Origin of the sequence: Kribbella antiqua, from assembly GCF_004345665.1 — a bacterium.
GTDB classification, from domain to species: Bacteria; Actinomycetota; Actinomycetes; order Propionibacteriales; family Kribbellaceae; genus Kribbella; species Kribbella antiqua.
This window is the reverse complement of the sequence record NZ_SLWR01000010.1, coordinates 182,973-207,629: the sequence shown is the minus strand read 5'-3', so window position 1 is coordinate 207,629 and position 24,657 is coordinate 182,973. Positions and strand designations below refer to the sequence as shown.

At 68.2% G+C, this 24,657-nt stretch carries 23 protein-coding genes; 12 read left to right on the top strand and 11 right to left on the bottom strand.

The features are described 5' to 3' along the window. Window positions 1-107 precede the first annotated feature (107 nt). The 5 genes from EV646_RS27410 to mce all read right to left on the bottom strand — a co-directional run bounded on the left by EV646_RS27410 (window position 108) and on the right by mce (window position 6,441). Window positions 108-1,550 (bottom strand): AI-2E family transporter, encoded by a 1,443-nt coding sequence (locus EV646_RS27410; protein WP_132153533.1) that lies wholly within the window; start codon window positions 1,548-1,550, stop codon window positions 108-110. Continuing rightward, window positions 1,547-3,409, bottom strand: a complete 1,863-nt coding sequence (locus tag EV646_RS40275; RefSeq protein WP_241996361.1) for a coiled-coil domain-containing protein — start codon at window positions 3,407-3,409, stop codon at window positions 1,547-1,549. The genes EV646_RS27410 and EV646_RS40275 overlap by 4 nt, the downstream gene beginning before the upstream one ends. A 103-nt stretch (window positions 3,410-3,512) precedes the next feature. Further along, the gene (ccrA, locus tag EV646_RS27400; protein WP_132153531.1) at window positions 3,513-4,844 is read right to left on the bottom strand and encodes a crotonyl-CoA carboxylase/reductase; all 1,332 of its coding nucleotides are present in this window, start codon (window positions 4,842-4,844) and stop codon (window positions 3,513-3,515) included. Between the two features lie 134 nt (window positions 4,845-4,978). Beyond that, on the bottom strand, window positions 4,979-5,875 hold the full coding sequence (locus EV646_RS27395) for a sensor histidine kinase (protein ID WP_132153529.1): 897 nt from the start codon (window positions 5,873-5,875) through the stop codon (window positions 4,979-4,981). Between the two features lie 125 nt (window positions 5,876-6,000). Continuing rightward, complete coding sequence (mce, locus tag EV646_RS27390) at window positions 6,001-6,441, bottom strand: methylmalonyl-CoA epimerase (RefSeq protein ID WP_132153527.1); 441 nt, start codon at window positions 6,439-6,441, stop codon at window positions 6,001-6,003. Window positions 6,442-6,506: 65 nt separating this feature from the next. Here mce and EV646_RS27385 point away from each other — a divergent pair, with 65 nt between their 5' ends. The 5 genes from EV646_RS27385 to EV646_RS27370 all read left to right on the top strand — a co-directional run bounded on the left by EV646_RS27385 (window position 6,507) and on the right by EV646_RS27370 (window position 11,348). Beyond that, on the top strand, window positions 6,507-7,766 hold the full coding sequence (locus tag EV646_RS27385) for an AMP-binding protein (protein ID WP_132153525.1): 1,260 nt from the start codon (window positions 6,507-6,509) through the stop codon (window positions 7,764-7,766). A 47-nt stretch (window positions 7,767-7,813) separates the two neighbouring features. Then, window positions 7,814-9,016: an acetyl-CoA C-acetyltransferase gene (locus EV646_RS27380; RefSeq protein WP_132153523.1), complete on the top strand. Its 1,203-nt coding sequence runs from the start codon at window positions 7,814-7,816 to the stop codon at window positions 9,014-9,016. 31 nt (window positions 9,017-9,047) lie between these two features. After that, a complete protein-coding gene (gene meaB, locus EV646_RS27375) occupies window positions 9,048-10,004 on the top strand; it encodes a methylmalonyl Co-A mutase-associated GTPase MeaB (protein ID WP_132153521.1) in 957 nt (318 codons plus the stop codon). Window positions 10,005-10,364: 360 nt separating this feature from the next. Next, window positions 10,365-10,523, top strand: coding sequence for a hypothetical protein (locus EV646_RS39535; protein ID WP_199237225.1), 159 nt, complete (start codon window positions 10,365-10,367; stop codon window positions 10,521-10,523). 114 nt (window positions 10,524-10,637) lie between these two features. Then, on the top strand, window positions 10,638-11,348 hold the full coding sequence (locus tag EV646_RS27370) for a PH domain-containing protein (RefSeq protein ID WP_132153519.1): 711 nt from the start codon (window positions 10,638-10,640) through the stop codon (window positions 11,346-11,348). A 32-nt stretch (window positions 11,349-11,380) separates the two neighbouring features. Here EV646_RS27370 and EV646_RS27365 read toward each other — a convergent pair whose 3' ends face one another. The 4 genes from EV646_RS27365 to EV646_RS27350 all read right to left on the bottom strand — a co-directional run bounded on the left by EV646_RS27365 (window position 11,381) and on the right by EV646_RS27350 (window position 14,265). Further along, on the bottom strand, window positions 11,381-12,619 hold the full coding sequence (locus EV646_RS27365; protein WP_132153517.1) for an RNA polymerase sigma factor: 1,239 nt from the start codon (window positions 12,617-12,619) through the stop codon (window positions 11,381-11,383). Next, window positions 12,616-12,963, bottom strand: a complete 348-nt coding sequence (locus tag EV646_RS27360) for a YciI family protein (protein WP_132153514.1) — start codon at window positions 12,961-12,963, stop codon at window positions 12,616-12,618. Before EV646_RS27360 ends, EV646_RS27365 begins: the two co-directional genes overlap by 4 nt. Window positions 12,964-13,038: 75 nt before the next feature. Then, window positions 13,039-13,785, bottom strand: coding sequence for a maleylpyruvate isomerase family mycothiol-dependent enzyme (locus EV646_RS27355; RefSeq protein ID WP_132153512.1), 747 nt, complete (start codon window positions 13,783-13,785; stop codon window positions 13,039-13,041). A gap of 33 nt (window positions 13,786-13,818) precedes the next feature. After that, entirely contained in the window at window positions 13,819-14,265 is a 447-nt protein-coding gene (locus tag EV646_RS27350) for a DUF4231 domain-containing protein (protein WP_132153510.1), read from the bottom strand. A 62-nt stretch (window positions 14,266-14,327) separates the two neighbouring features. On the opposite strand from EV646_RS27350, the gene EV646_RS27345 reads away from it, so the two are divergent. The 4 genes from EV646_RS27345 to EV646_RS27330 all read left to right on the top strand — a co-directional run bounded on the left by EV646_RS27345 (window position 14,328) and on the right by EV646_RS27330 (window position 19,420). Next, entirely contained in the window at window positions 14,328-14,831 is a 504-nt protein-coding gene (locus EV646_RS27345) for a MarR family winged helix-turn-helix transcriptional regulator (protein ID WP_132153508.1), read from the top strand. Window positions 14,832-15,050: 219 nt separating this feature from the next. Beyond that, a complete protein-coding gene (locus EV646_RS27340) occupies window positions 15,051-16,724 on the top strand; it encodes a coenzyme B12-dependent isobutyryl-CoA mutase large subunit (protein ID WP_132153506.1) in 1,674 nt (557 codons plus the stop codon). Continuing rightward, the gene (locus EV646_RS27335; RefSeq protein WP_132153504.1) at window positions 16,645-18,441 is read left to right on the top strand and encodes an NAD-binding protein; all 1,797 of its coding nucleotides are present in this window, start codon (window positions 16,645-16,647) and stop codon (window positions 18,439-18,441) included. The genes EV646_RS27340 and EV646_RS27335 overlap by 80 nt, the downstream gene beginning before the upstream one ends. A 46-nt stretch (window positions 18,442-18,487) precedes the next feature. Beyond that, window positions 18,488-19,420, top strand: coding sequence for a tetratricopeptide repeat protein (locus tag EV646_RS27330; protein WP_132153502.1), 933 nt, complete (start codon window positions 18,488-18,490; stop codon window positions 19,418-19,420). Between the two features lie 49 nt (window positions 19,421-19,469). On the opposite strand, the gene EV646_RS27325 is transcribed toward EV646_RS27330, so the two are convergent. Then, window positions 19,470-19,916, bottom strand: a complete 447-nt coding sequence (locus tag EV646_RS27325) for a MarR family winged helix-turn-helix transcriptional regulator (protein WP_199237224.1) — start codon at window positions 19,914-19,916, stop codon at window positions 19,470-19,472. Between the two features lie 99 nt (window positions 19,917-20,015). Here EV646_RS27325 and EV646_RS27320 point away from each other — a divergent pair, with 99 nt between their 5' ends. The 3 genes from EV646_RS27320 to EV646_RS27310 all read left to right on the top strand — a co-directional run bounded on the left by EV646_RS27320 (window position 20,016) and on the right by EV646_RS27310 (window position 23,430). After that, window positions 20,016-21,050, top strand: a complete 1,035-nt coding sequence (locus tag EV646_RS27320) for an SMP-30/gluconolactonase/LRE family protein (RefSeq protein WP_132153500.1) — start codon at window positions 20,016-20,018, stop codon at window positions 21,048-21,050. Between the two features lie 89 nt (window positions 21,051-21,139). After that, entirely contained in the window at window positions 21,140-22,027 is an 888-nt protein-coding gene (locus tag EV646_RS27315) for a MurR/RpiR family transcriptional regulator (protein WP_132153498.1), read from the top strand. Window positions 22,028-22,059: 32 nt separating this feature from the next. Continuing rightward, window positions 22,060-23,430, top strand: a complete 1,371-nt coding sequence (locus EV646_RS27310; protein ID WP_241996359.1) for a hypothetical protein — start codon at window positions 22,060-22,062, stop codon at window positions 23,428-23,430. On the opposite strand, the gene EV646_RS27305 is transcribed toward EV646_RS27310, so the two are convergent. After that, a complete protein-coding gene (locus EV646_RS27305; protein WP_132153496.1) occupies window positions 23,427-24,587 on the bottom strand; it encodes a citrate synthase in 1,161 nt (386 codons plus the stop codon). The two genes, EV646_RS27310 and EV646_RS27305, sit on opposite strands and share 4 nt — an antisense overlap. Window positions 24,588-24,657 lie beyond the last annotated feature (70 nt).

The window sequence follows — 24,657 nt, the reverse complement described above, 5'->3', positions numbered from 1 at the left end:
CAGGAGCGCGCGCCCTATGGGTGGGAGCGGTGGCGAGCACGCGACGGAGGAGCGGGCGTGGCGGCGCGTGGGTCTTACGCCCGCTCCCTGCGAGGGCGTCGTACTGGTTAGGAAGCGTCGGCCTTGCGGACCCAGACTTCTCGGATTATTAGGAGGATGGCGGCGGCGCTGGGGATGGCTAGGAGGGCGCCTACTACGCCTAGGAGGGCGCCGCCTAGGAGGGCTGCGATGACGGTTACGGCGCCGGGGATGTCTACGGCTCGGCGCATGATTCGGGGGGCTACGACGTAGTTTTCGATTTGCTGGTAGATGATGCCGTAGGCGAGGCAGGCTACGCCGGTCCAGAGGCCGTCGGTGAGGCCGATGAGGGCTACCACGACGACGCCGATCAGGCCGCCGACCATCGGGATGAAGGCGGTGAACATCACCACGATCGCCAGGGCCAGGGCGTACTCGCGCAGGCCGACGATCTGGAGGAAGACGAACATGAAGAAGCCGGCGCACGCGGCGACCATGAACTGGCCGCTGACATAGCCGCCGACCCGGCCGAGGACCTCGTCGCCGAGGATGGAGAAGCGGGTACGGCGGCTGGCCGGGACGAGGCTGTAGGCCGCGCGCTTGACCGACGGGAGCGACGCGAGGAAGTAGAGCGTCAGAATCAGGATCGTGAAGCCGGAGAAGAGGGCGTTCGCGACGACCTTGCCGACGCCGAGGATGCCGCCGAACGCGCGCTGGGCCAGGGCCGGGTCCTGGATGTAGTCCTGGGCCTTCTGGATGAACTGGTAGCGGTCGTTGAGGTCGTTGAGGGTCTTCGACTTGGTCAGCAGGTCGAGCCACTCGGGCGCGTTCTTGATCAGGCTGTTGATCTGGTCGGTGACGACCGGCACGATCGCGAAGCCGACGCCGGCCACGGCGAGGATCATCAGCAGGAAGACGACGCCGACGGACAGACCGCGCTTGAGGCCGCGGCGCATGAACCACTCGACCAGCGGATTCAGGCCGACCGCGATGAACATCGAGACCAGCAGCAGGATGAGCACCGAGCGGGCCTGGCCGAGCGCGTTCCACAGGCCCCAAGCGACCAGGACTCCGAGGGCCGCGAAGAACCCGAACATGAACGGGTTCGAGCGACGCAGTGGGGGACCGGGCAGGCCCATGCCGACCGACGGGTGACGCTCCTCGATCAGCATTTCGCCGACCAGGTCTTCGTCTGTGTCGGCCTTCTCGGCCGCTTCCTCCGCCTCGTCGGCGGAATCGTCAGCGTTGTCGGCGGACTTGTCGGCCAACTTGGCGGCGGCTTCCGCCCCGTCGGCGGATTCCTCCGCTTCGTCCGCCGACTCCTCGGCCTCGTCCGCTGAGGTGTCCGCCTTGTCCGCGGCGCCCGCGGCCTCGCCCGCTGAGCCCGCAGCATCACCCGCAGCGGCTTCCGCGTGGTCGGCGGCCGCTTCGGCTTCGGCGGCGGCTGCCCGGGCTTCGCGGGTGGCGGCCTCGATCTCCTCGAGGTTCTCGCCGGAGGTCGCTGTGGAGTTTTGGTCGCCAGATGGCGTCACTTCTTGCCCTTCGGGGATCGCGAGCCCGCGCTGGACTCGTCGGTCTTCTCGTCGCCTGAGTCGGATCCAGGCGCGGCCGAACCAGCCGGCCGCGCCTGCACCTGAGTCTCGTCGTTCGCGAGGTCACCCAGCCGGAACTCGTCGATCTTCGTCGAGTCGGCCGGCTCGTCGTCGGACTTCTCGTCGGCAGAATCGCCGCCGGTCAGCTCCCCGGCGAGGTCGGCGTCGACCCGAAGGTTGGTGTCGATCCGCGTCTCGTCGACCCGCGCGTCACCCGCACCGATCCCGACGAACGGGCTAGAACCGGTGAACGGCCCGTCCTCGTCCTCGTCCTCGTCGTCCTCGTCGTCCTCGTACGACGCCTCGCCCGCAGCGGAGTCGACAGAAACGAACGGGCTCGCCGCCGATCCGCCCTCCGCAGGTTTCGGCGCGAAAAACGACGCAGAGGGGTCCTCAGCCGTGAACGGAGACGATGCCGGAGCGTCCTTCGGGGCGGACGACGATGCGGAGCCGTTCTCAGACGTTAACGACGATGCCGGGCCGTCGTCCTTCGGCGCGAAGGGGGACGAAGCAGGTGCATCCTCCTTCGGCGAGAAGGGCGGGGTGTACGACGACGAGGTCTCCCGCGGCGGCGCGAACGGGCTGTCCGCCGGCGCAGCGTCCTCGGCATCCTCCTCCGGCTGATCCACGAACGCCCCGAGCCGCGGCGCCGCCGTGTTGCCACCCGCGGTGCTGCCAGCCCCAGTGTTGCCGCCCGCCGCGTTGCCTGCCGGCCGCGCGAACGGGCTCACGTATGCCGGCGCCGCCGTCTCCGAGTCGAGCTCCGCCGCCTGTCGCGCGATATTCGAAGCGATCTCGTTCAGCCCAGCGATCTGAGTCAGAATGCCGTCCCGCCGCTTCGCCAGCCGCTCCGTCTCCCGAGCAACGATCGTCCGCGACCGCTCAGCCTCGTCGGCCGCGTTCGCCAACTCCGCCTCCGACCGCGTACGCGCGGTAGTAAGCAACTGCTCGGCCTCGCGCCGCGCGCGGGCGAGCGTCCGCTCGGCCGACTCCTCGGCCTCGGCGCGGATCTTCTTCGCCTGCTCGGTCGCCTCCGCGACCCGCCGCTCGGAAGCTTCCGCGGCCTCCTTCATCTGGGTGGTCAGGTTCTCGGTGTCGGCGGCGATCTGCGCGTGCTTGTCGGCCAGCTCCTTGGCCTGCTGCTCACGCTCGTCGGCCAGCCGGGCCCGCAACGCGGCGGACTCGCGCTGGATGGCGGTCCGAATCTTCTCGGCCTCGTGCAGCGCGCCGTTCTTGAGCGTGCTGGCCTGCGACTCCGCGGTCAGCTGCAACTGCTCGGCCTTGCGCCGCGCGGCCTGGAGCACCTCGGCCGCCTCGGTTTCCGCCGTACGACGGATTTCTGCGGCGTCACCCTCGGCGGTCCTGCGCATGCTGTCGGACTCGTTCAGCGCGACGGTCCGGATGTCCTCGGCCTCGCGCTCACCGGTCGCACGCGTGGCGGACGCCTCCTTGGCCGCGGCGCTGCGGAGCTCGTCGGCTTCGCGGCGGGCCTCCTCGAGGGCCTCGGACGCCTGGTCCTGGGCGAGCCGGAGGATCTGCGCGGCCCGGTCGCCGAGACCGGCGTACGACGGGTTGGCGCTGGCCTCGAGCTGGCGCCGGGTGTCGTCGAGTTGGCGTTGCAGCGGAGCGACACTCGCCTGGAGCTGATCGGCGCGGCCACGTGCCTCGACGAGTTGCAGTTCCAGCGCGCGGACGTAGTCGTCCACGGCCTGCTTGTCGTACCCACGGCGACTGACCGGGAAGCCCCCGGCCGCGGTCGCCGTACGGTCGAAGAACGGCAGGCTCGACTCGTCAGGCATTCCCGAGATTCCCTTCTGGCGGCTCGATTGAATCCCCCACCTTAAGCCTGTCAGAAGCGGGGTGTAACCAGCCAACCGGGCCGGGGGAAATCTCCCCCGTTATTTACCTGTTGCGGAAGCGGTTGATCGCCTCCAGGTGCTGAGCGCGCAGCGTAGCGTCCCGGACGCCCAGTCCCTCGGTGGGAGCGAGGGTGAGGACGCCGACCTTGCCCTGGTGCAGGTTGCGGTGGACGTCGTACGCCGCCTGGGCGGTCTCCTCCAGCGGGTAGACCTTGCTGACGGTCGGGTGGACCATGCCCTTGGCGATCAGCCGGTTGGCCTCCCAGGCCTCGCGGTAGTTGGCGAAGTGCGAGCCGATGATCCGCTTCAGGTTCATCCACAGGTAGCGGTTGTCGTACTCGTGCATGAAGCCGGACGTCGACGCGCACGTCACGATCGTCCCGCCGCGCCGGGCGACATACACCGAGGCGCCGAACGTCTCCCGCCCCGGGTGCTCGAAGACGATGTCCGGGTCGTCACCGCCGGTGAGCTCCCGGATCCGCGCGCCGAACCGCTTCCACTCCTTCTGGTCCTGGGTGGTCTCGTCCTTCCAGAACTTGTACCCCTCGGCCGACCGGTCGATGATCAGCGACGCACCCATCGCCCGGCAGATCTCGGCCTTCTCCGGCGACGACACCACGCACACCGGGATCGCCCCGCCGTTCAGCGCGAACTGCGTCGCATAGGAACCGAGCCCGCCCGACGCGCCCCAGATCAGGACGACGTCGCCCTGCTTCATGTTGGCGCCGTTCGCCGACACCAGTTGCCGGTACGCCGTACTGTTCACCAGCCCCGGTGACGCGGCCTCCTCCCAGGTGAGGTGGTCCGGCTTCGGCATCAACTGGTTCGACTTCACCAGCGCGATCTCGGCCAGCCCGCCGAAGTTGGTCTCGAAGCCCCAGATCCGCTGCTCGGAGTCGAGCATCGTGTCGTTGTGCCCGTCCGGCGACTCGAGCTCGACCGAGAGGCAGTGCGCGACCACCTCGTCGCCCGGCTTCCACGCGTTCACGCCGGGACCGGTCCGCAGTACGACGCCGGCCAGGTCCGAGCCGACCACGTGGTACGGCAGGTCGTGGCGGGCGGTCAGCGGCGACAGCTTCCCGTACCGCTTCAGGAAGGAGAACGTCGACACCGGCTCGAAGATCGACGTCCAGACAGTGTTGTAGTTGATCGCGCTCGCCATCACCGCGACCAGGGCCTCGCCCGGGCCGAGCTCGGGAGTGGGGACGTCGTCCAGATGCAGGCTCTTGCGCGGATCCTTCTCCTTGCTGTCCAGACCCTCGAACATGGTCGCTTCGTCGGCGTGCACGGTGATGCCGCGGTAATGGTCCGGTACGTCGAGCTCGCCGACGGCGGCGCTGTCACCGGCAAGGATCGCGTCGAGGATCTGCTTCACGTCATACCTCCTGCAGCGGGGGCTGGTGAGCGGAACTTACCGTTGAGTATGCCGCGCTGGCTGTGCCTTGTGACACAGTTCGGGGTCGCTGAGACGACCGTCACTTTTCCAGTCCACCGATGTCAGTGGTCTTACTACCGAAGACGCGTGTGCAACCGCACCTGAGTGAAGCCGTCGCCGGAGCGCAGCTGGACCAGATCGCAGAGCTGGTTCGCCAGCCAGACACCACGGCCGCCGAGTCCGTCCAGCGGCGGCAACACACGACCGACGAGCAGGTCGTCGATCAGGCCCTCGTCCGCGACGTCGCAGATCAGTGAGCCGTCGGCGATCCACACCGACAGCGTCCCGCGCCCGCCGCCGAACCGGATGCTGTTCGTGCAGATCTCGTGCAGCGCGAGCGCCAAGTCGTCCAGCCGGTCTCGCGAGACGCCGTGCGACGACGCCTGCGCGTTGACCCACTGCCGAACCTGCCCGAGATCGGCCAGCCGGAACTCCCACCGCTCGGCCCGATCCGGTACGACGGTCAGCGCCGTACGGAAGGTCTTTTCGGCCAGGGCCGCCGGGTCGGAGTGGTTCGCGGTCGGGTCGATGCCGGCGGATGCCTCGTACGGGCAGCGCAGCCGGAAGCCGGTGGCGTCCGCGAAGGCGATGTCGGTCAGAGCCTCGTGGAACAAGGCTTCCTCGTACTCCGCCGCGGTCCGGCCCGGGTACGCCTGCTCGCCCAACGCGCGTACGACGGAATGACGGTTCAGCAAGTCCCGCCAGTACGGGATCAGCCGTGCCGGATTGCGGCCAACCACAGTGATGTCGACGAACGAGACGTGGCCGGCGTCCGGCCCGAGTGCGTCACTCAAAGCGGCGATGCGGGCCGGTGGGAGGGCAGCGGCAACCGTCTCGCCGACGGTCAGTCCGTCGCGGACATAGGGCGCCGCGAACCGCACGAACTCCTCGTCAGATGTGTAGACGAAGGCGTCGTGCCGGAACCCCGCGGGCACACCGTCCAGAGACTCGGTGGCGCTGTCCTTCAGCACCCGAACAGCGTAGACCGCGGAGTGCCACTCGGCAGTGTTCGGCGCGTGCCGTCACCGGCTGTGGAAATCCAGTAACAGTGAGGGAAATTCAGCTTTCCCGCCGAGCACTCAGCGCACCGCGACGATCACTGACGGGCAGGTTCGACCAGTTCGACGAGTACGCCGCCGGCCGAGCGCGGGTGAATGAAGTTGACCCGCGAACCCGCAGTACCGCGCTTCGGCTCGTCGTACAGCAACTTCGCGCCGCGTTCACGCAAGGTCGCGGAGACCGCGTCGAGGTCGCGGACCCGGTAGGCGAGCTGCTGGATGCCCGGCCCGCGCTGGTCCAGGAACTTCGCGATCGGCGACGTCTCCGACAGCGGCGCGAGCAGCTGGATCGACGAACCGGAGTCGCCCACCGACAGCATCGCCTCGCGGACGCCTTGTTCCTCGTTGATCTCCTCGTGCGCGACGGTCATCCCGAAGACGTCGGCGTAGTACCGGACGGCCTCGTCGAAGTCGGCCACGGCGACGCCGACGTGGTCGATCGCCTCGAACAAGGTCTTGGTGGTGGTGAGGTGATCCATACCGCCAGCGTGGACCAGGCAGTCGCGTGAATCCAATCGAAAGTGGCCGATGCGACACTGACGAGATGGACGTGCCGATCGGTCTCTGGCGGCTACTGACAGCCGTCCAGCCCTGGCGCGCCCCGCTGGCTTTCCAGCGGCACGGTCTCACCCTCGCCACGCTGACGTTCCTTGCCGCCCGCAACCATCCCGCCGAGGTCGCGCTCATCGACGACGAGGGGGCTTTGACGTACGGCGAGTTGGCCCGCATGGCCCGCGAACACCACACCTCCGGGGAGCGGATCGTGGTCCGCGAGCTCAACGACCGATCCTTCGTGATCAGCGTCGTCGCCGGCCTGCTGCACAACGCGGATGTCGTTCTGGCCGATCCGCGCGGTCCAGCAGTCGAGGTCGGAAAGCAGCGGGCCGGGCGGCGCGGTCAGGTGGTCGTCATGACGTCCGGGAGCACCGGTACGCCGAAAGTCGTCGAGCGGAAGCTCACGCCAGCACAGGTGATGCCGATCACGACACTGGTGCGCCGATTGCCTTTGAAACATGGGGTTCCGCTGGTCGTCACGCAGCCGTTGTTCCACGGCTTCGGCCTCGGGTTCCTCGCTCTCGGCCTCGCTTTCGGCATGCCGGTCGTCGTACGTCGGCATTTCGATCCTGAGCAGGTCGCGGAGTTCCTGCAGCCTGGCTTTGTGCTGACCGGCGTACCGCCGATCCTGTCCAAGGTCGCGCGGACCGGTGTCCACGTGCCGCTGAGAGCCGTCGTGAGTGGCGCCGGTCCCTTGCATCCGGCCGTCGCCGATCGGCTGACGAAAGCCTTCGGTCCCGTGGTCTTCAACCTCTACGGATCCAGTGAGGACGGCTGGTCGACGCTCGCCACACCCGAGGATCTCGCGGAAGCGCCAGGCACGATCGGCCGCGCCGCGACAGGTGTCCGCATCGCCATCCTCGACGACGAAGGCCGGCCAGTCGCACCTGGTGAGATCGGCCACGTGTGGATCGAGAGCAGCTTGCAGACAAGGCGCGGTGACTCCGGTGATCTCGGCCACCGGGACTCCGCCGACCGCTTCTTCATCGACGGCCGCGCCGACGATCTCATCGTCACCGGCGGGGAGAACGTATTCCCGATCGAGGTGGAGAACGTCCTGCTCACTCATCCCGCGGTGGCCGAGGTCCGCGTCGTCGCCGTACCCGATGAGGAGTACGGCGCTTTGCCGGCCGCTCGCGTCGTACGACGAGACGCCGTACAAGCCGAGGAGCTGATCAACTACGCCCGCGAGCGGCTGGCTCCGGCGAAAGTGCCACGGCAGATCCTCTTTGCCGACGACCACGTGTGACCTGATCGACAGCGGCGTACCAGTGCTGCCGCAGGTATCGTGACAGCATGTCTGACACGCGGAACCAAACCGTCATAGTCGCCGGTGCGCGGACCCCGATCGGGCGGCTGCTGGGTGGCCTCAAGGGCTTCACCGGCGCCGAGCTCGGCGGCTTCGCGATCAAGGGCGCACTGGAGAAGGCCGGGGTCGCCCCGGACCAGGTCGAGTACGTGATCATGGGCCAGGTGCTGCAGGCCGGCGGCGGCCAGATCACCGCCCGCCAGGCCGCCACCAAGGGCGGCATCCCGATGAACGTCCCGGCGATCACCATCAACAAGGTCTGCCTGTCCGGCCTGAACGCGATCGCGCTCGCCGACCAGCTGATCCGCGCCGGTGAGTACGACGTCGTCGTCGCCGGCGGCATGGAGTCGATGACCAACGCCCCGCACCTGCTGCCGAAGTCCCGCGAGGGCTTCAAGTACGGCGATGTGCCGCTGGTGGACTCGATGGCGTTCGACGGGTTGTGGGACGCGTTCACCGACCAAGCCATGGGCGCTCTCACCGACCAGGCCAACAATGATGGCCTGAAGCTGACCCGCGAGGAGCAGGACGAGTTCAGCGCCCGCTCGCACCAGCAGGCCGCCGCGGCCTGGAAGAACGGGGTGTTCGCCGACGAGGTGGTGCCGGTCGAGGTGCCGCAGCGCAAGGGCGACCCGATCGTGGTCGACAGTGACGAAGGTGTCCGGAGCGACACCTCGGTCGAGTCGCTGGGCAAGCTGCGGCCGGCGTTCGGCAAGGACGGCACGATCACGGCCGGTTCGGCGTCGCAGATCTCCGACGGCGGTTGCGCTGTCGTCGTGATGAGCAAGGCGAAGGCCGAGGAGCTCGGGCTGTCGTGGATCGCCGAAATCGGCGCGCACGGTTCGGTCGCCGGGCCGGATTCGTCGCTGCAGAGCCAGCCGGCGAACGCGATCGTCAAGGCCTGCTCGAAGGAAGGCATCGAGCCGTCCGCGCTCGACCTGGTCGAGATCAACGAGGCGTTCGCCGCGGTCGGGATCGCGTCCGCGCGGGAGCTTCAGCTCGACGTCGACAAGGTCAACGTCAACGGCGGCGCGATCGCGCTTGGCCACCCGATCGGTATGTCGGGTGCCCGGCTCGTGCTGCACCTGGCGCTCGAGCTCCAGCGTCGCGGCGGCGGGGTCGGCGCGGCCGCGCTGTGCGGTGGTGGCGGCCAGGGCGACGCTCTCATCGTTCGCGTGCCGAAGAGCTGATGCGGATCGACGCCATCGCGCGGGTGGCCTGATGCCTCGCCGAACGGCTCCGGTCGGTGAGTTGGTCGAGCGTGCCCGGGAGGGTGACTCCCGGGCTGTCGCTCGACTGATCTCGCTTGTCGAGGACGAGTCGCCGCTGCTGCGCGAGGTGATGGCAGCGCTGGCGCCGCACGCCGGTCATGCCCACATCGTCGGCATCACGGGCTCGCCGGGTGTCGGCAAGTCCACCTCGACGTCCGCACTCGTTTCGGCGTACCGGGAAACCGGCAAGCGGGTTGGTGTGCTCGCGGTCGACCCGTCGTCGCCGTTCTCCGGCGGTGCGCTGCTGGGGGACCGGGTGCGGATGCAGGACCACGCGACCGACAGTGGGGTTTTCATCCGGTCGATGGCCTCCCGCGGACATCTGGGCGGCCTGGCGTGGTCGACCCCGCAGGCGTTGCGGGTGCTCGACGCGGCCGGGTTCGACGTCGTACTCGTGGAAACCGTCGGGGTCGGGCAGTCCGAGGTGGAGATCGCCGGGATGGCGGATACGACGCTCATCCTGCTCGCGCCGGGGATGGGGGACGGGATCCAGGCGGCGAAGGCGGGGATCCTCGAGGTCGGCGACATCTACGTGGTCAACAAGGCCGATCGGGACGGCGTGCAGAGTGTCACCCGCGACCTGCGGGCCATGCTCGCGCTGGCCGAACGGCCGGAAGGCGCCTGGGTGCCGCCGATCCTGAAGACGGTTGCGTCCCGCAACGAAGGTGTCGCGGAGGTGGTCACGGCGATCGAGGACCGGCTCACCTGGATGGAGGCTCATGGCGTACTCACGGAACGCCGCCGGAGCCGGGCGCGGGACGAGATCGAGGCGATCGCGATGACGGCGCTGCGGTCCCGGTTCGCCCATCTGCACGGTGACGCCCGGCTCGACGTCCTCGCCGCCAAGGTGGCCGGTGGCGACACCGACCCCTACACGGCTGCCGACGAACTCATCGCCGCCCTCTGAACGGAGTCCGGCGGCCCGGTTTACGCCCTACGCGAGCCGGCCGCCGTTACGCCGTACGCGAAAAGTTCGGTCCGGTTGGAACACTCGACCACGGTCTGTCACATTGTGTCTTCATTTCCCGTTCACCTGACTTCGGATCCGAATTCGGGCAAAGTGAGCGGATTTCCTGCTGCGGCAAGCGATCTGCGTCTCACGGCGGCGCGCCGGTGGCTGCCATGCCCCCGAATCCGTTACAGAATGGACCTTGAAGCTGGTGAGCATTGTGCGGTGGGCTGTGTTCAGTCAGTGACAATTGGTGACGGTCCGTGATACAAACACAAACACAGTCGACCGTTGTGGTTGCGAATGAGGAGTGGTGACATGCCGAAGAAGCTCTTGATCTGGTCGGTCATCGCCTTTGCCGGGTTCTATCTCTTCACCCAACCGGCGAATGCCGCCGACGCGGTGGGAGGCGCGTTCTCGGCCGTCGGCGATGCGTTCGGGAGTGTGATCACCTTCCTGACCGCGCTGTTCAGCTGATCTGTGGTTCGAGTGTCCCGTGGCGAGTGATCGTGCGGGACACTTGGCTGTAAGGATCCGACTGGGTGCCGACACGGGGTGACAGTGCCGATCGCGGTATAGGGGAGTGAACCGATGGCCGGAATAGGCCTGTTCCGGATCTTCGATCCGAAGGTCCGGCGCCACCTGATCTCGGACGAGGGCGAGGTCGTCATCGACGAGGTGCGGCACCACTGGGTGGTGTTCATCGTGCCGATGCTCGAGGTGGTGCTGGCGGCCGCGCTGCTGGTGGTGCTGATGACCACCGACATCGGCGGCGCGCAGGTCCTGCTCGCGCTGGTGCTGGTGCTGCTGGCGCACGCGTTCTGGCAATTCCTCACCCAGCACCGGGACCGGTTCGTGGTCACGAACATGCGGGTGATGCGGATCCGCGGCGTCTTCTCCCAGACCGTCGCGACCACCCCGATCGCGCGAATCCTGGACATCACCCTGGTCAAGCCGATCAGCGGCCGGGTCTTCGGCTACGGGCACTTCATCTTCGAGTCCGCGGCGCAGGACCAGGGCTTCCGCGAGATCAAGTTCGTCAGCCGCCCCGACGACCGCGACCTGACCATCCAGCGCGTCATCCAGCGCACCGGCCTGCGCGCCTCGGCGAGTGTCGACGTGGTCCAGGGCGACGAGGACTCCGACGACGACGGCACCGGCCCGATCGGGATGGACTCCGCCCAGGAGGTCACCACCACTACCGCGGCTCCGGCGCCGGCTCACCACCGCCCGGTCAGCTCCGGCGGCTCGAAATCCATCTTCAACAGCGACCGCGGCAACTGGACCGACGACAACGACTGACACGGCGCCTTCACTCGTCTGACACGGTGGCTTCAGTGGCGGGGCTCGGTGGCTTCGGTTGCGGTGGATGCCAGGCTGAGGAAGTGCTCGCGGCGGCGTTCCCGGTAGTGGCGTTCCGCGTCGGTCGACTGAGCGTTGAGCGCTTGGCCGAGTTCGGCGGCTGCTTCGGTGTAGCGGTGTTCGCGGGCGAGGAATTCTGCGCGTACGGCGTGCCAGCGGGGGCTGACCGGCACCTCGTCCAGCAGCTTGAGGGCGGCCGTGGTGTCGGCTGCTTCGGCCACCGCGACGGCGCGGCTGAGGGATGCCGCCGGGCTGGGCGCGATCGAGACGAGCAAGTCGTAGAGGCGGACGATCTCCGGCCAATCGGTGTCGGCGTACCGGGCCGCGCGGGCGTGCTCGGCGGCGATCGCGGCCTGGAGCTGATACGGATCCGCTTGCTGGTTCGAGCGCAGGAGTGAGTCGTTCAGCAGGGCGATACCGCGTGCGATCGCGTCGGCGTCCCAACGGCTGCGGTCCTGGCAGTCGAGCGTGACGACCTCGCCGTTGTCGTCCAGGCGCGCCGGGCGCCGTGCTTCGGTCAGGAGCAACAACGCCAGTACGGCGGTTGGCATCGGTTGTTCTGGAAGCAGCTCATGCAGGAGCTCGGCGAGTCTGATCGCCTCGGCGCAGGCGTCGACGTCGTACGCCTGCCGGCCCTCGACGGGTGCGTGGCCGGCTGTGTAGAGGGTGTGGATCACGCCGCAGACAGCCGGTATCCGGTCGGGTAGTTCGGTCTCGGCCGGCACGCGGTACGGGATGCGGGCGGCCGCGATCTTCTGGCGGGCTCGAGTCAGGCGCTTCTCCGTCGCGGCCTCAGTGGTGAGAAGGACGCCGGCGATCTGCGTAGGGGACAGGCCGCACAGGGTGCGCAGCGCGAGCGCGATCCGGCTGGCCGGCGACAGCGTCGGATGGCAGCAGGTGAAGACCAGCCTGAGCAGATCGACGTCCTCAGGCTGGCTGAGTTCAAGCAGTTCGACGCTGTCCCGTTCCTTCCCGACACGGGCGCGCTCGCGCCGGATCAGGTCGATCGCCTTCCGCCGGGCCGTCACGGTCAGCCAGGCCCGTGGCTCCGGCGGTACGCCCGTCACCGGCCAGGCGCCGAGGGCTGCCAGAGTTGCCTCCTGTACGGCGTCCTCGGCGAGCTGCACGTCGCCGACGGTCCGGATCAGGGTCGCCAGGATGCGCGTCCCCTCGACCCTGATCGTCTCCGCGACGGCGTCGTACCCGCTCATTTGGCGGCGATGACCGGCCGAACCTCGACAGCGCCGCCCCAGGCAGCCGGAATCTGAGCGGCGATCGCGACTGCCTCATCCAGGTTTTCGGCCTCGATCAGGTAGTAGCCCGTCAGCGCTTCCTTCGTCTCGGCGTACGGCCCGTCCGTCGTGACGACCTTCCCGCCGCGCGCGCCTTCCACCCGTACGACGGTCGCCGTCTGAGTCGGATGCAGAACCGCGCTGGCCTTGATGCTGTCCGCGAAGTCGACCCCGAACTTCCGGTACTCCGCCAGCTCGTCCGCCTGCTCGGGCGCCCACCAGTCGACGTCCGCCGTGTAGGTCAATGCCAGATACTGCGCCATCGGAAACTCCTTCTCGCCAAGACCCACTGTGGCCCCTCAGCAAGTGAACGAACAGCCGACCGCCCGAAAGGACATCTACTGCGTCGCCTCCGAAACCCGAGCCCGAAACTCCCGCACGACGGACTCGTCGCCCGCCGACTCGATCGCGGAGTCGGCGGCCCGACCCCACAGCCACAGGAATACCGCCTCGGCGGGCCCGAAGACCTCGGTGGCGACATCACCCTCAGCACCCTGACTCACCTCGACGCTGGTCGCATCGGCCCGGACGGTCCACGACCTCCCGTCGGCGGTGATGCGGACTGTCGCGTCGATCGGATGCTCGGTGTCGCCCTCCTCCCACCACGGACCGCCGAGATTGGGGAACAGCAGCTCGTCGATCCCGTCGAGCGCCAGGTCGGGGTCGATCGGCGTGACGACCTCATGAGCCTGCTCGACGTCAATCCGATGTACGACGCTCTCCAGCGCCATCCGCCGATACCAGAACCCGGAGGTCTTGTCGTCCGGGTTGAACGTCCACGTCTCGAGCCCGGTCCCGGCCTGCTCCAACGCGTCCACGATCGCCGCGCGCGCCTCGTCGTACAGCTCGAGCGCTTCCCGCCCACCGAAATCAGGCGGCCATGGCTTCGGCAACGCCCCCAGCCGAAGCACCTCGACCTTGTGCAGGTACACCGTCGCGACATGGCGCACCACCGACTCGACCGTCCACCCTGGACAACTCGGCACCGCGGCATCGAGGCCCATTCGCCCGACCTCAGCCAGCCGTACGGACTCGGCCCGCAGCTGCGCGAGATAGAAGGCCGCACGTTCCCCTGAAAGCGTCATACAACTGACCATCTCAGGTCCCGCGGACAGTTTTCAGATGCTGCGCGACTTGAGGGCGGTCTCCCAGTCCATCGTCTCCGCCTGGCTGATCTCGACCACCCGCTCGGCGAGCAGCTTGACCGGTTCCTCGGCCTCGTCGTATCGGCCGGCGCGCTGGGCATACAACCAGGCCTCGTTGCGCAGCTCAGCCGCCGTACGGGTGTAGGCCGGGTACGAGTCCTTGAAGCCGAAGAGCGTGCGGATCCCCTCGGCAAGGGCGATCGCGCCGCCGAGCGCCGGCGCGAGCCAGGTGGGCGCGCTGATGGCGACCGAGATCGCGATCACGAGAGCAGCGATCAGCTGAACGGTGCCCAGCGCCCGATAGGCGCGGCGGGCGTTCCTCGCATGCAGGTGGTACCACTGGAAGCGCCGGCTGATCAGTTCCTCGGCAGGTGAGTCCGTGCCCAGCGCCGGGAAATCGGTGTCACTCAGGGCGGTCATGGTCAGAAACGGTAAGTGGTTCGCCGCCCCGGGTGGGACACGAGACGGTTAATCTTCCGGTCATGGCGAGGAAGAGGGCGTTGTCGTTCGATCCGATCGATGAGGCGTCGCGGCAGTGGGGACGGCGGTGGGGGGCCGTCGAGCAGATGCGGGCCGTCACGTCGCTGATGCGCGCCCAGCAGATCGTCATCGGTGAGCTCGACGACATCCTGAAGAAGCACGGGCTGACATTCGCCCGGTTCGAGGCGCTGGTGTTGCTGACATTCTCGCGGCGGGGGTCATTGCCGTTGGGCAAGATGGGGGAGCGGCTGCAGGTGCATCCGACCTCGGTGACTTCGATCGTACGGCGGCTGGAGGCGGCGGGACTGGTGACGCGGACCCCGCACCCGGACGACGGGCGCGCCGTACTGTGCGAGATCACACCGGAGGGTCGCGAGCTGGTCGAACGCGCCACCGCCGACCTGGTGGAAGCCGACTTCGCCCTCAAAGGCCTCACCGACGAGCAACTCAAAATGCTCTGGTCCGTCCTAGAACCCCTCCGCCACAACGCCGGCGACTTCACCTGACAACCCACCCCGGTCTGACCCCCGCGAACAATCCCACCGCCTAGCCGGCTGACCTCCCCGCGTTTGATGGGTCCACCCATCAAATTGCGGGTTCCCCGACCGTATTCCGGCGGTGAACCCACCAGTTGGCGGGTGAACCCACGAGATGTGACCCGCGATGGATTGGAAATAGTTGGACGTCCTAGTATTTTGGGACCAGTTCTCTAGGAGGTCTGACTGATGGATGCCGAGCAGATTGCGGCCGGGCGGAGCCGGTGGCAGGAGCGGTACGACGCGGCGCGGAAGCGGGAGGCGGATTTCACCACGCTTTCCGGGACCGAGGTCGCGCCTGTGTACGGGCCTCCCGAGGGAGTGGACGACCCGCGGATGGAGCGGATCGGGTGGCCGGGGGAGTTCCCTTTCACCCGCGGGCTGTACCCGACCGGGTATCGCGGCCGCACCTGGACGATCCGCCAGTTCGCCGGCTTCGGCAACGCCGAGCAGACCAACGAGCGGTACAAGATGATCCTCAACGGCGGTGGCGGCGGCCTGTCCGTCGCGTTCGACATGCCGACGCTGATGGGCCGCGACTCCGACGACCCCAAGTCGCTCGGTGAGGTCGGGCACTGCGGCGTCGCGATCGACTCCGCCGCCGACATGGACCGGCTGTTCAAGGACATCCCGCTGCAGGACGTCACCACCTCGATGACGATCTCCGGCCCTGCCATCCCGGCGTTCGTGATGTACCTGGTCGCGGCCGAGCGGCAGGGCGCCGACATCACCAAGCTCAACGGGACGCTGCAGACCGACATCTTCAAGGAGTACATCGCGCAGAAGGAGTGGCTGTTCCCGCCGGAGCCACACCTGCGCCTGATCGGCGACCTGATGGAGTACTGCGCCGCGACGATCCCGGCGTACAAACCGCTCAGCGTCTCCGGCTACCACATCCGCGAGGCCGGCTCGACCGCTGCGCAGGAGCTCGCCTACACCCTCGCCGACGGATTCGGGTACGTCGAGCTGGGCCTGAGCCGCGGGCTCGACGTCGACGTGTTCGCGCCCGGCCTGTCGTTCTTCTTCGACAGCCACCTGGACTTCTTCGAGGAGATCGCGAAGTTCCGCGCCGCCCGCCGGATCTGGGCCCGCTGGCTGCGCGACGTGTACGACGCCAAGACGGACAAGGCCCAGTCGTTGCGGTTCCACACCCAGACCGCCGGGGTGTCGCTGACCGCGCAGCAGCCGTACAACAACGTCGTACGCACGGCTGTCGAAGCGCTGGCCGCGATCCTCGGTGGGACGAACTCGCTGCACACCAACGCGCTGGACGAGACGCTCGCGCTGCCGACCGAGGAGTCGGCCGAGATCGCGCTGCGGACCCAGTCGGTGTTGATGGAAGAGGTCGGCGTCACCAACGTCGCCGACCCGCTCGGCGGATCGTGGTTCGTCGAGGCGCTGACCGACCAGATCGAGGCGGAGGCCGAGGAGGTCTTCGCCCGGATCAAGGAGATGAGCCCGGACGGGTCGATGACCGGCGGCATCCTGCGCGGGATCGAGGACGGCTGGTTCATGGCCGAGATCGCCGACGCCGCGTTCGAGTACCAGCAGAAGCTGGAGAAGGGCGAGAAGAAGATCGTCGGCGTGAACACGCTGACCGACACCGTGTCCGGCGAGCTGGAGATCCTCCGGGTCAGCCACGAGGTGGAGGTCGAGCAGTGCCGGGTGCTCGCCGCGCGCAAGGCGCACCGCGACGAGGACCGGGTACGGCGTACGCTAACGGCTCTGGTGGAGGCGGCCAGGGGGACTGGCAACCTGATCGAGCCCATGCTGGAGGCGGCGCGTGCGGAGGCCACGATGGGGGAAATCTGTCACGTTCTTCGGGACGAATGGGGCGAGTACCGAGAGCCCGCCCGCTTCTGAGGAGGTAGCGGCAGAACCGTCATCGACCCCGGGCCGGCTCGCGATCGGCCCGTCCGACGGCCGCGGGGTCGTGGTCTGCGGTTCGGATCGCACGATGCTGCGGGTCGTCTCGGAGCTGGTCGACTCCGGCGAGCACGTGACCGCGATCGTCAATCCCGCGTCGCGGCACTACGACCGCATCGGCGAGCTCGCCCCCCAGGTGATGGGCGTGCGAGTCGTCAGTGAGTCGGTGCTGCGACGTGCGGGCATCGACGCGGCGGACGGGAAGCCGTCGCACGCGCGGGCCCTGGTGCTGCTCGACACCGACGACGTACGGAACGTTCATACCGCGTTGACCGCGCGGGACATGGATCCGGGCCTGCGCATCGTGGTCCAGATGGTCAACCCGCGGCTCGGCAACCAGTTGCACAGTCTGCTCGGCGACTGTGTGGTGATCTCCGGCCCGTCGCTGGCCGCGCCCGCGTTCGTGTCGGACGCGCTTGAGGACGACGAGCTGACCTGGCTCGAGATCGGCGGGCGGCGGCTGGTCGCGGGTCAGGCCGAGCTGATCCGGGAGCCGCATCTGACCGTACTCGCGGACACCACGTCGTCGGCAACGCCGGTCCTGCTGCCGCCGTCGAGCTCGGATCCGGACGGCGACATCGTGCTCGGGACCGGCGTCAGCAAAGTCTGGCGAACCAAGGATGTACGACGGGCCGGCTGGCTGATGGGCATCCGCGACGTCTTCGATCGACGGGTACGGCGGATCGCGGGCGTGATGGCGTTCCTCGTCTTCGGTGGGACGGTGCTGACGCACTACATCTCCGGCGTCGAGTGGTTGCGCGCGCTCTATCTGGCACTGGGTACGGTTACGTCCGCCGGAGTCGAGGACAACGCGTTCTCCGACGCGCAGCCCTGGGCCAAGGTCGCCGCCGTCCTGGCGCAGCTGATGGGCATCGTGCTGGTTGCGTTGCTGACAGCCGTGGTCGTCGACTCATTGATCGGTGCCCGGCTGTCGCGGGTGATCGGCGGCGTACGAGGTCGGCCTCGCAACCATGTCGTGGTGTGCGGTCTCGGGACCGTCGGAGCGCGGGTGCTGGAGATCCTGGCCGAGCGCGGCGTCGCGGTCGTCGGGGTCGAGCAGGACGAGGACGCGCCCGGCGTACAGACCGCGCATCGATTGCGGATCCCGGTAGTGATCGGTGACAGCAGCAACGAAGAGACGCTGCGATCGGCCGGGGTGCAGCGATCTCAGTCGGTCCTCGCGCTGACGGACGGCGACATCACCAACCTGGAGTCCGCGATGGTCGTCCGGGACCTGAACCCGGACGCCCGGATCACGATGCGGATGTTCGATCACGACCTGGCCCAGCGGGTCGAGCGGCAGCTCGGGCTCGGGCACAGCCGGTCGGTGTCGATGCTGGTCGCGCCGGCGATCGCGGCCGCGGTGTCGAACCGGCGCAGTCAGGTCACGGTCCCGGCCGGTCGCCGTGTTCTGCTGCTCACCGAGGTCACGGTCGAGCCGGCCTCGGTCGCGGTCGGGCTGCGCCTCGGTTCGATGGACGAGGCGGGCGGTCTGCGGGTGCTGGCCCGTCAGATCGGGACCACCTGGGACTGGACTCCGAAGCCCGACAAGGTGCTCGAAGCCGGCGACCGGATAGCGGTGGCCGGCACCCGAAGCGGCTTGGCCCGACTACTCCTGGCGACCCGGGCTAAACACGATTCTGCGGCGTCGTAGAGGATGGACCTGTGAACGTACGTTGTGTCGGAATGCGAGGGCAGTGGTGAGCCAGTCGAACTTCTCCCGTCCTGGGGCGATCGATCTGTCGTCCCTGCGCAAACCAGCCGCCTCCGCGGGCGCGCCGTCGGCCGGTGGGTCAGCCTCCGGCGCTGGTGGGTCTTACGTGCTGAACGTGAGCGAGCCGACCTTCCAGGCCGACGTGATCGAGCGGTCGCTGCAGGTCCCGGTGGTGGTCGAGTTCTGGTCGCCGCGGTCGGAGGCCTCGACCGCGCTGGGTCCGGTGCTGGCCCGGTTGTCGACCGAGTACGGCGGGAAGTTCCTGCTGGCCCGGGTCGACATCGACGCGAACCCGCAGCTGGCTCAGGCTGTCGGTGTCCAGTCGGTGCCGCTGGTGATCGCCGTACTGCGGGGTCAGGTGGTCCCGCTGTTCCAGGGCGCGCTGGGCGAGCCCGAGGCTCGGCAGTACTTCGACCAGCTGCTTCAGCTGGCGGTCGCGAACGGCATCACCGGTCGGGCCGAGCCAGTTGGCGGCGCCGCTCCGGCGGAAGAAGCTGAGGAGCCGGCGCCCAACCCGCGGTACGAGGCAGCGGAGAACGCGGTCGGCGCCGGTGACCTGGACGGCGCCATCGCGGCGTACGAGGAACTCCTGAAAGAGACCCCGAACGACGCCGAGGCGAAGTCCGGTCTGGCCCGCGTCCAGCTGGTCAAGCGCACCCAGGACGTCCCCGCCGACGTCCGTACGCGCGCCGCCGACAACCCGACCGACATCGAGGCCCAGCTCCTGGTCGCCGATGTCGACCTGGTGGGCGGGCACGTCGACGACGCCTTCAACCGGCTCATCTCCACCATCCAGGCCACCGCGGGCGACGACCGCAACACCGTTCGCCTTCACCTGCTCGAGCTCTTCGAGGTGGTCGGCACCGACGACGAGCGCGTCGTCAAGGCCCGCCGGCGGCTGATGGCCGCGCTGTTCTGATCCAACGCTCTCCGGACCCCCCTCGGCCTGATCGGTCGAGGGGGTCTTTTCATGACCCCAGGACCGGGTCGCTGGTGAGAGTCTCGGAGACCCGGGCCAGGAGCTTGCGCAAGGTGTCGAGCTCGTCCTGGCTGAAGGCCGCGGCCAGCCGACGCTCTACCGATACGGCGCGCTCGTCGGCCTGATCGAGGGCCTTGCGCCCGGCCGGCGTCGGCCGGGTTTCGATCACGTGCCTGTGCAGCGGATGCGGCGTCCGCTCGATCAGCGCGGCCGCCTCGAGATTGCGCAGGATGGTCGTCATCGTCTGCGGTGTCACCAGGCAGCGCCGGGCGAGCTCAGCCGCGGAGATGCCCGGTTGCTCGGCCAGGACGAACAGAGCGGCGTACTGCGGCACGGTCAGGCCGGCCGGCTTCACCGCCGCCGTCTTAGCCGTGGTGAGCTCCTGCTCGACCCGCTTGAGGTGACTCCCGAGCCGCTCGTCGAAGGACATCCGCATGGGTCCCATCGTACGAACACCGTCGACCATATATGCATTGACGACCATCAGAGCTCTGATTAATCTCTGTGCTCGTATCCATACGAGAGAGGGTTCTTCATGAAGCTTCACCGCTTGGTAGCTGCCGCCGCCTTGGTCAGCTTGGTCAGCCTGGCCGGCTTGGTCGGCGCCGGGCCGGCCTCAGTGCTGCCCGCATCCTCGGCCTCAGCGCTGCCCGCGTCTCCGGCGTCCGCTGGCGATTGGCCGGCGTCGATCGAGGGGCGGGCGGCTGATCGGTATCCGGAGGGGATCGCCTGGGATCCGACCCGGCAGGCGTTCCTGGTCGGGTCGATCGCGACCGGCCGGATCTCCGTCGTCGGCCGGGACGGAGTGCCGCACGTTCTGGCTCAGGCGCCGGGCGTGTCCACCTTCGGTCTGCACGTGGACGCCGTACGCAACCGGTTCCTGGTCACGTACGCCGACATCGGCAGCGGCGAACGTTCGTCGGACGCGACGGAGTATCGGCAGTCCGGGGTCGGGATCTACAACCTGCGGACAGGCCGCCTGGAGCGGCGCATCGACCTCAACACCACTCGGTTGAACCCGGCCGGTGGCAAGCACGGCGCCAACGACCTCGCGATCGATGCCCGCGGCAACGCCTATGTGACCGATCCGGCCGCGGACGCCATTTACAAGATCACTCCGTCGGGTCAGGCGTCCGTACTGATTCGGGACGATCGGCTGCGGAGCGACACGATCGGTGCCAACGGCATCGTCTGGGACCCGGCCGGCTATCTGCTGGCCGTCCGCTACGACATCGGCCGGTTGTTCCGGATCTCCTTGCACAGCAGGCCGCGGCTGACCGAGGTTGCCATCGGTACGGCGCTTGTCGGTGGCGACGGGCTGGCGCTGACACGGGATCGGAAGCTGGTTGCCGTCACCAACAAACTGGGTGCTGCCGGCAATGAAGCGGTCACGGTCCTGAGTAGCTCCGACAACTACCACTCCGCCCGCGTCGTGACGAGTGTCCTGTGGCCGGTCGCAGGTCCGACCACGGGAGCCGTCACTCCGCATGGCACCTATGTCCTGAGCGGCAGCCTGGACGTAATGCTCGCGGGTGGCCAGTCCGACAACTTCACCATTCACCGCCAGTAGTTCTCCGCAACCTGAGCCCGCCCTGGCCGCGGGCTCAGGTTTGTGTGAACTCTTGCAATCTTCTCCATGTTGGTCTGAGAATTATTCACATGAGCGCTGTGCCCGCTGCCGTGCCGCCGCCGAGTCTCGAGGCGAGGATCCGCGGGCTGCTGCCCGCGCTCAGCCCGGCGCAGGCGCGGGTGGCGACTGAGGTACTGCGGGATCCGGCGGCGGTGGCGTCGTCGACGATCGGTCAGCTCGCGGCCCGGTGCGGCACCTCGCTGCCCAGCGTCACGCGGTTCTGCCTCGCGCTGGGTCTTACCGGGTACGCCGAACTCCGCCTCGCGCTGGCCCGAGAGAGCGGCCGCAGCAGTATCAGCTGGGAGCGGGGGACCGGAACCGAGGTCGGCCCGGAGGACCCGCTCGATCAGGTGCTGCGCACGCTCCTGCGCGCCGACACTCGAGCACTCGAAGACACCGTGGCGAGTATCGACGTCGACGCACTGGGCCGGGCGGTGCGGGCGATCTCGGATGCGCGACGGATCGACATCTACGCCGTGTCGGGGTCGGCGTGCGTCGCGGAAGATCTGCGGCTTCGGCTGCACCGGATCGACCGGGCGGCGAGCACCTGGAGCGATGTGCACAACGCGCTGACGAGTGCGGCGCTGCTCGGTGCGGGTGACGTTGCCGTGGGCATCTCGCACAGCGGCGAGACCGTCGAGGTCCTGGAGCCGTTGGAGCGGGCCGGCCGGCAAGGCGCGACGACTGTTGCCATCACCAACTATCCGCGTTCCCCGCTGGCCCGGATGGCGGACGTTGTACTGGTGACGGCTGCACGCGATGTGACGTTCCGGACAGGCGGACTGTCCGGGCGGCATGCCCAGATGATCGTGCTCGACGCGCTCTATCTGGGCGTGGCCCAACGCGACTTTCCGCTGGCCGAGCAGGCGTTCGATGGCACCGCCGATGCCGTTGCCGGCCATCGCCGACGTACGTGAGAACTCCGTCAACCGCCCTTTGAAGGAGAACCATGCAGAGTCCGCACCGCACCCTTGGCCCGAGCCGCCGCACTCTGTTGCTCGGTGCCGGCGCGACCGTTGCCGCCGCGGCCGCCTCGACCGGCCCGGCCATCGCTCTTGGCGCCTCACCCGATGCCGTTGGCGCCGAGCCTGCGGCGATCCCGTCGCCTGACCAGTTGCCGTTGACGGGTGGCCCGGAGTTCCCGATCGGGATCTTCTGGCCGCCGCATCCGTACGCGAGTACGGCGGAACGCTACGCCGAGATCAAGGAGGCCGGCTTCGACTTCATCATCTCCGGCAACTACGCGGGCGACGGCAACATCTTCCAGTACCAGCTCGGCCTCGCCCGCACCGCCGGCCTGAAGATGCTGATCTCCGACGACATCCAGATCCGCAACATGTCCCGCTGGTTCTCTATCTCGGACAACCCGGCCGACTTCCTCAGTGTCACACCCGGCGAGGCGCGGGCGCTCTACATCCGCGCCCGTGATGCCTACGGCTCTTATTCCTCGCTGGCCGGCTTCAACTTCTACGACGAACCTGGCCCCGGCTGGTTCGGGACCCTCGCCAAAGCCGTTGCCATCTCGCGCGAACTAGCGCCAGGGTTGTTGCCGTACATCAATTTGTTCCCGTCGGACGATCCGGCGTACTACCGGAACTTCGTCGACGTGGTGAAGCCGTCGCTGATCTCGTTCGACCGCTATCCGCTGCTGTCCGACGGGCGCGAGGACGCGAACTACTTCCACAACTGGGCGATCGTCCGCGACGCCGCCCTGCACGGCGGCATCCCGTCCTGGGTCTTCATCCAAACGCTTGCCTACGACAACCATCGCGAACCGACGGCGGCGGAGCTGCTGTGGCAGGTCACCATCAGCCTCGCCTACGGCGCCAAGGGCATCCAGTACTTCACCTACTGGACTCCCGAAGCGGCCCGCGGTGAAGGCTTCGGCCCGGCGTTGATCACCGTCGACGGTCAGCGCACACCCCGGTACGCCGCGGCCCGCTCGATCAACACCACCTGGCTCCACCAGGTCGGTCGCGAACTCAAGCCGCTCATCTCCGAATCGGTTGCCCACGCCAACGAAACACCAGTGCCCAATGGAGCCGTGGGTTTCACGCCCACCGACTATGTCACCGCCATCAATGGGAACTCCGTTGTCGTCGGCACCTTCCATGCCGGCACCGCGGATCGCTGGCTGCTCGTCGCCAACCGCTCCCACAGCGTCCAGGCCCGAGCGATCGTCCTTCCGAATACGACAAAGGTCGCGTCGGTCGGCCTCTTCCAGCCGAGCACTCAGACGTACGCGCCGCAACGTCCGTCCCAGGTCCCGCTCTACCTGGCTCCCGGTGCCGCGGCGCTCCTGAAGCTGACCGCCCGCTAGCCCGAGACTCCGGTGTAGATCCCCAGCGCGCGAAAGCGAAGGGCCGGTGCCGCATACTCCTCCAGCGCATGCGCGGTCCAGCCGATGATCCGCGCCAACGCGAACAAGGCGTCGCCGGCATCGGCCCGGAAGCCGAAGGCGTGCATCATCGCGGCCACGGCCAGATCGCTGTTCGGGAACGACGGCATCCGCGCGCCGAGCACCTCGATCGTCTCCACCACCGGATGATCCCCGAGCATCCCCAGCAAGACCTCGGCGCGTGGATCCCGCTCTTGATAGATCTTGTGACCGAACCCCGGCACGGGCTCACCGGATCGCAGCTGATCCGACAGCGCACCCAACGGATCCCGCTGCGCCCGCTCCAGGAAGTCATAGGCCAGCGTCGGTGCGGCGCCGTGGTACTGCCCGTCGAGTGCGCCCAGCCCGGCCGACACGACGGCGTACAGGTTTGCTCTCGCGCTTGCGGCTACTCGCGCGGCGACGGTCGATACCGCGAGGCCGTGGTCGGCGAGGAGGATCAGTGCCGCGTCCAACAGTTCCGGGCGCGGCGGGTACGGCGACAGCTTCGGCCACAGTCGCGCTCCGAGAGTCTCCTGCGCTCCGGCCATAGGTCCCGGCAACGCCGTCACAAGTACGCCGATCAGCTTCTCGGCGGCGAGGATCACCGCCCGCGGCGACAGATCGAACCGGAGCGGATCAGCAGCACCCAGTACGGCGACGGCGACGCGCAACCGGTCCGTCAGTCGTGCTGTGTCCGGAACGACCGACATCGCCGAGCTGGCCAGTTGCACCGACTCCGGGGGAGCGGGGAACGGCTGCCGGTTGGTCAACTCGCCGGTCCAGAGCAACTGGGCCACCGACTCGACCGTCCGCTCGGTCGCGAGGTCCCGGACCGAATGGCCGCGGTAGTAGAGCTCGTCGTTCTCGAGCAGGGTGAGCGCGGACTCGATCTGCTCGACCACGCCGGAGTGTTCGACGGACTTGCTCGCCAGCCGCTCGACATCCGCCACCGCGAACAGGCTGCCGCGCCGGCCGCGAGCCCGGACGCTCGTCAGCAGGCCGCGGCTAACGTACGCGTAGATCGTCTCCGGCTTCACCTTCAGCCGGCGCGCGACCTCGGCCGTGGTCAGGTAATTCTCGTCACTCTGCTCCGTCATCCGCCGCTCCGTCGGAGGTTCATGTTGACTGGATCAATATTGACAATCATTGATCGCCTGTCAACTCTAA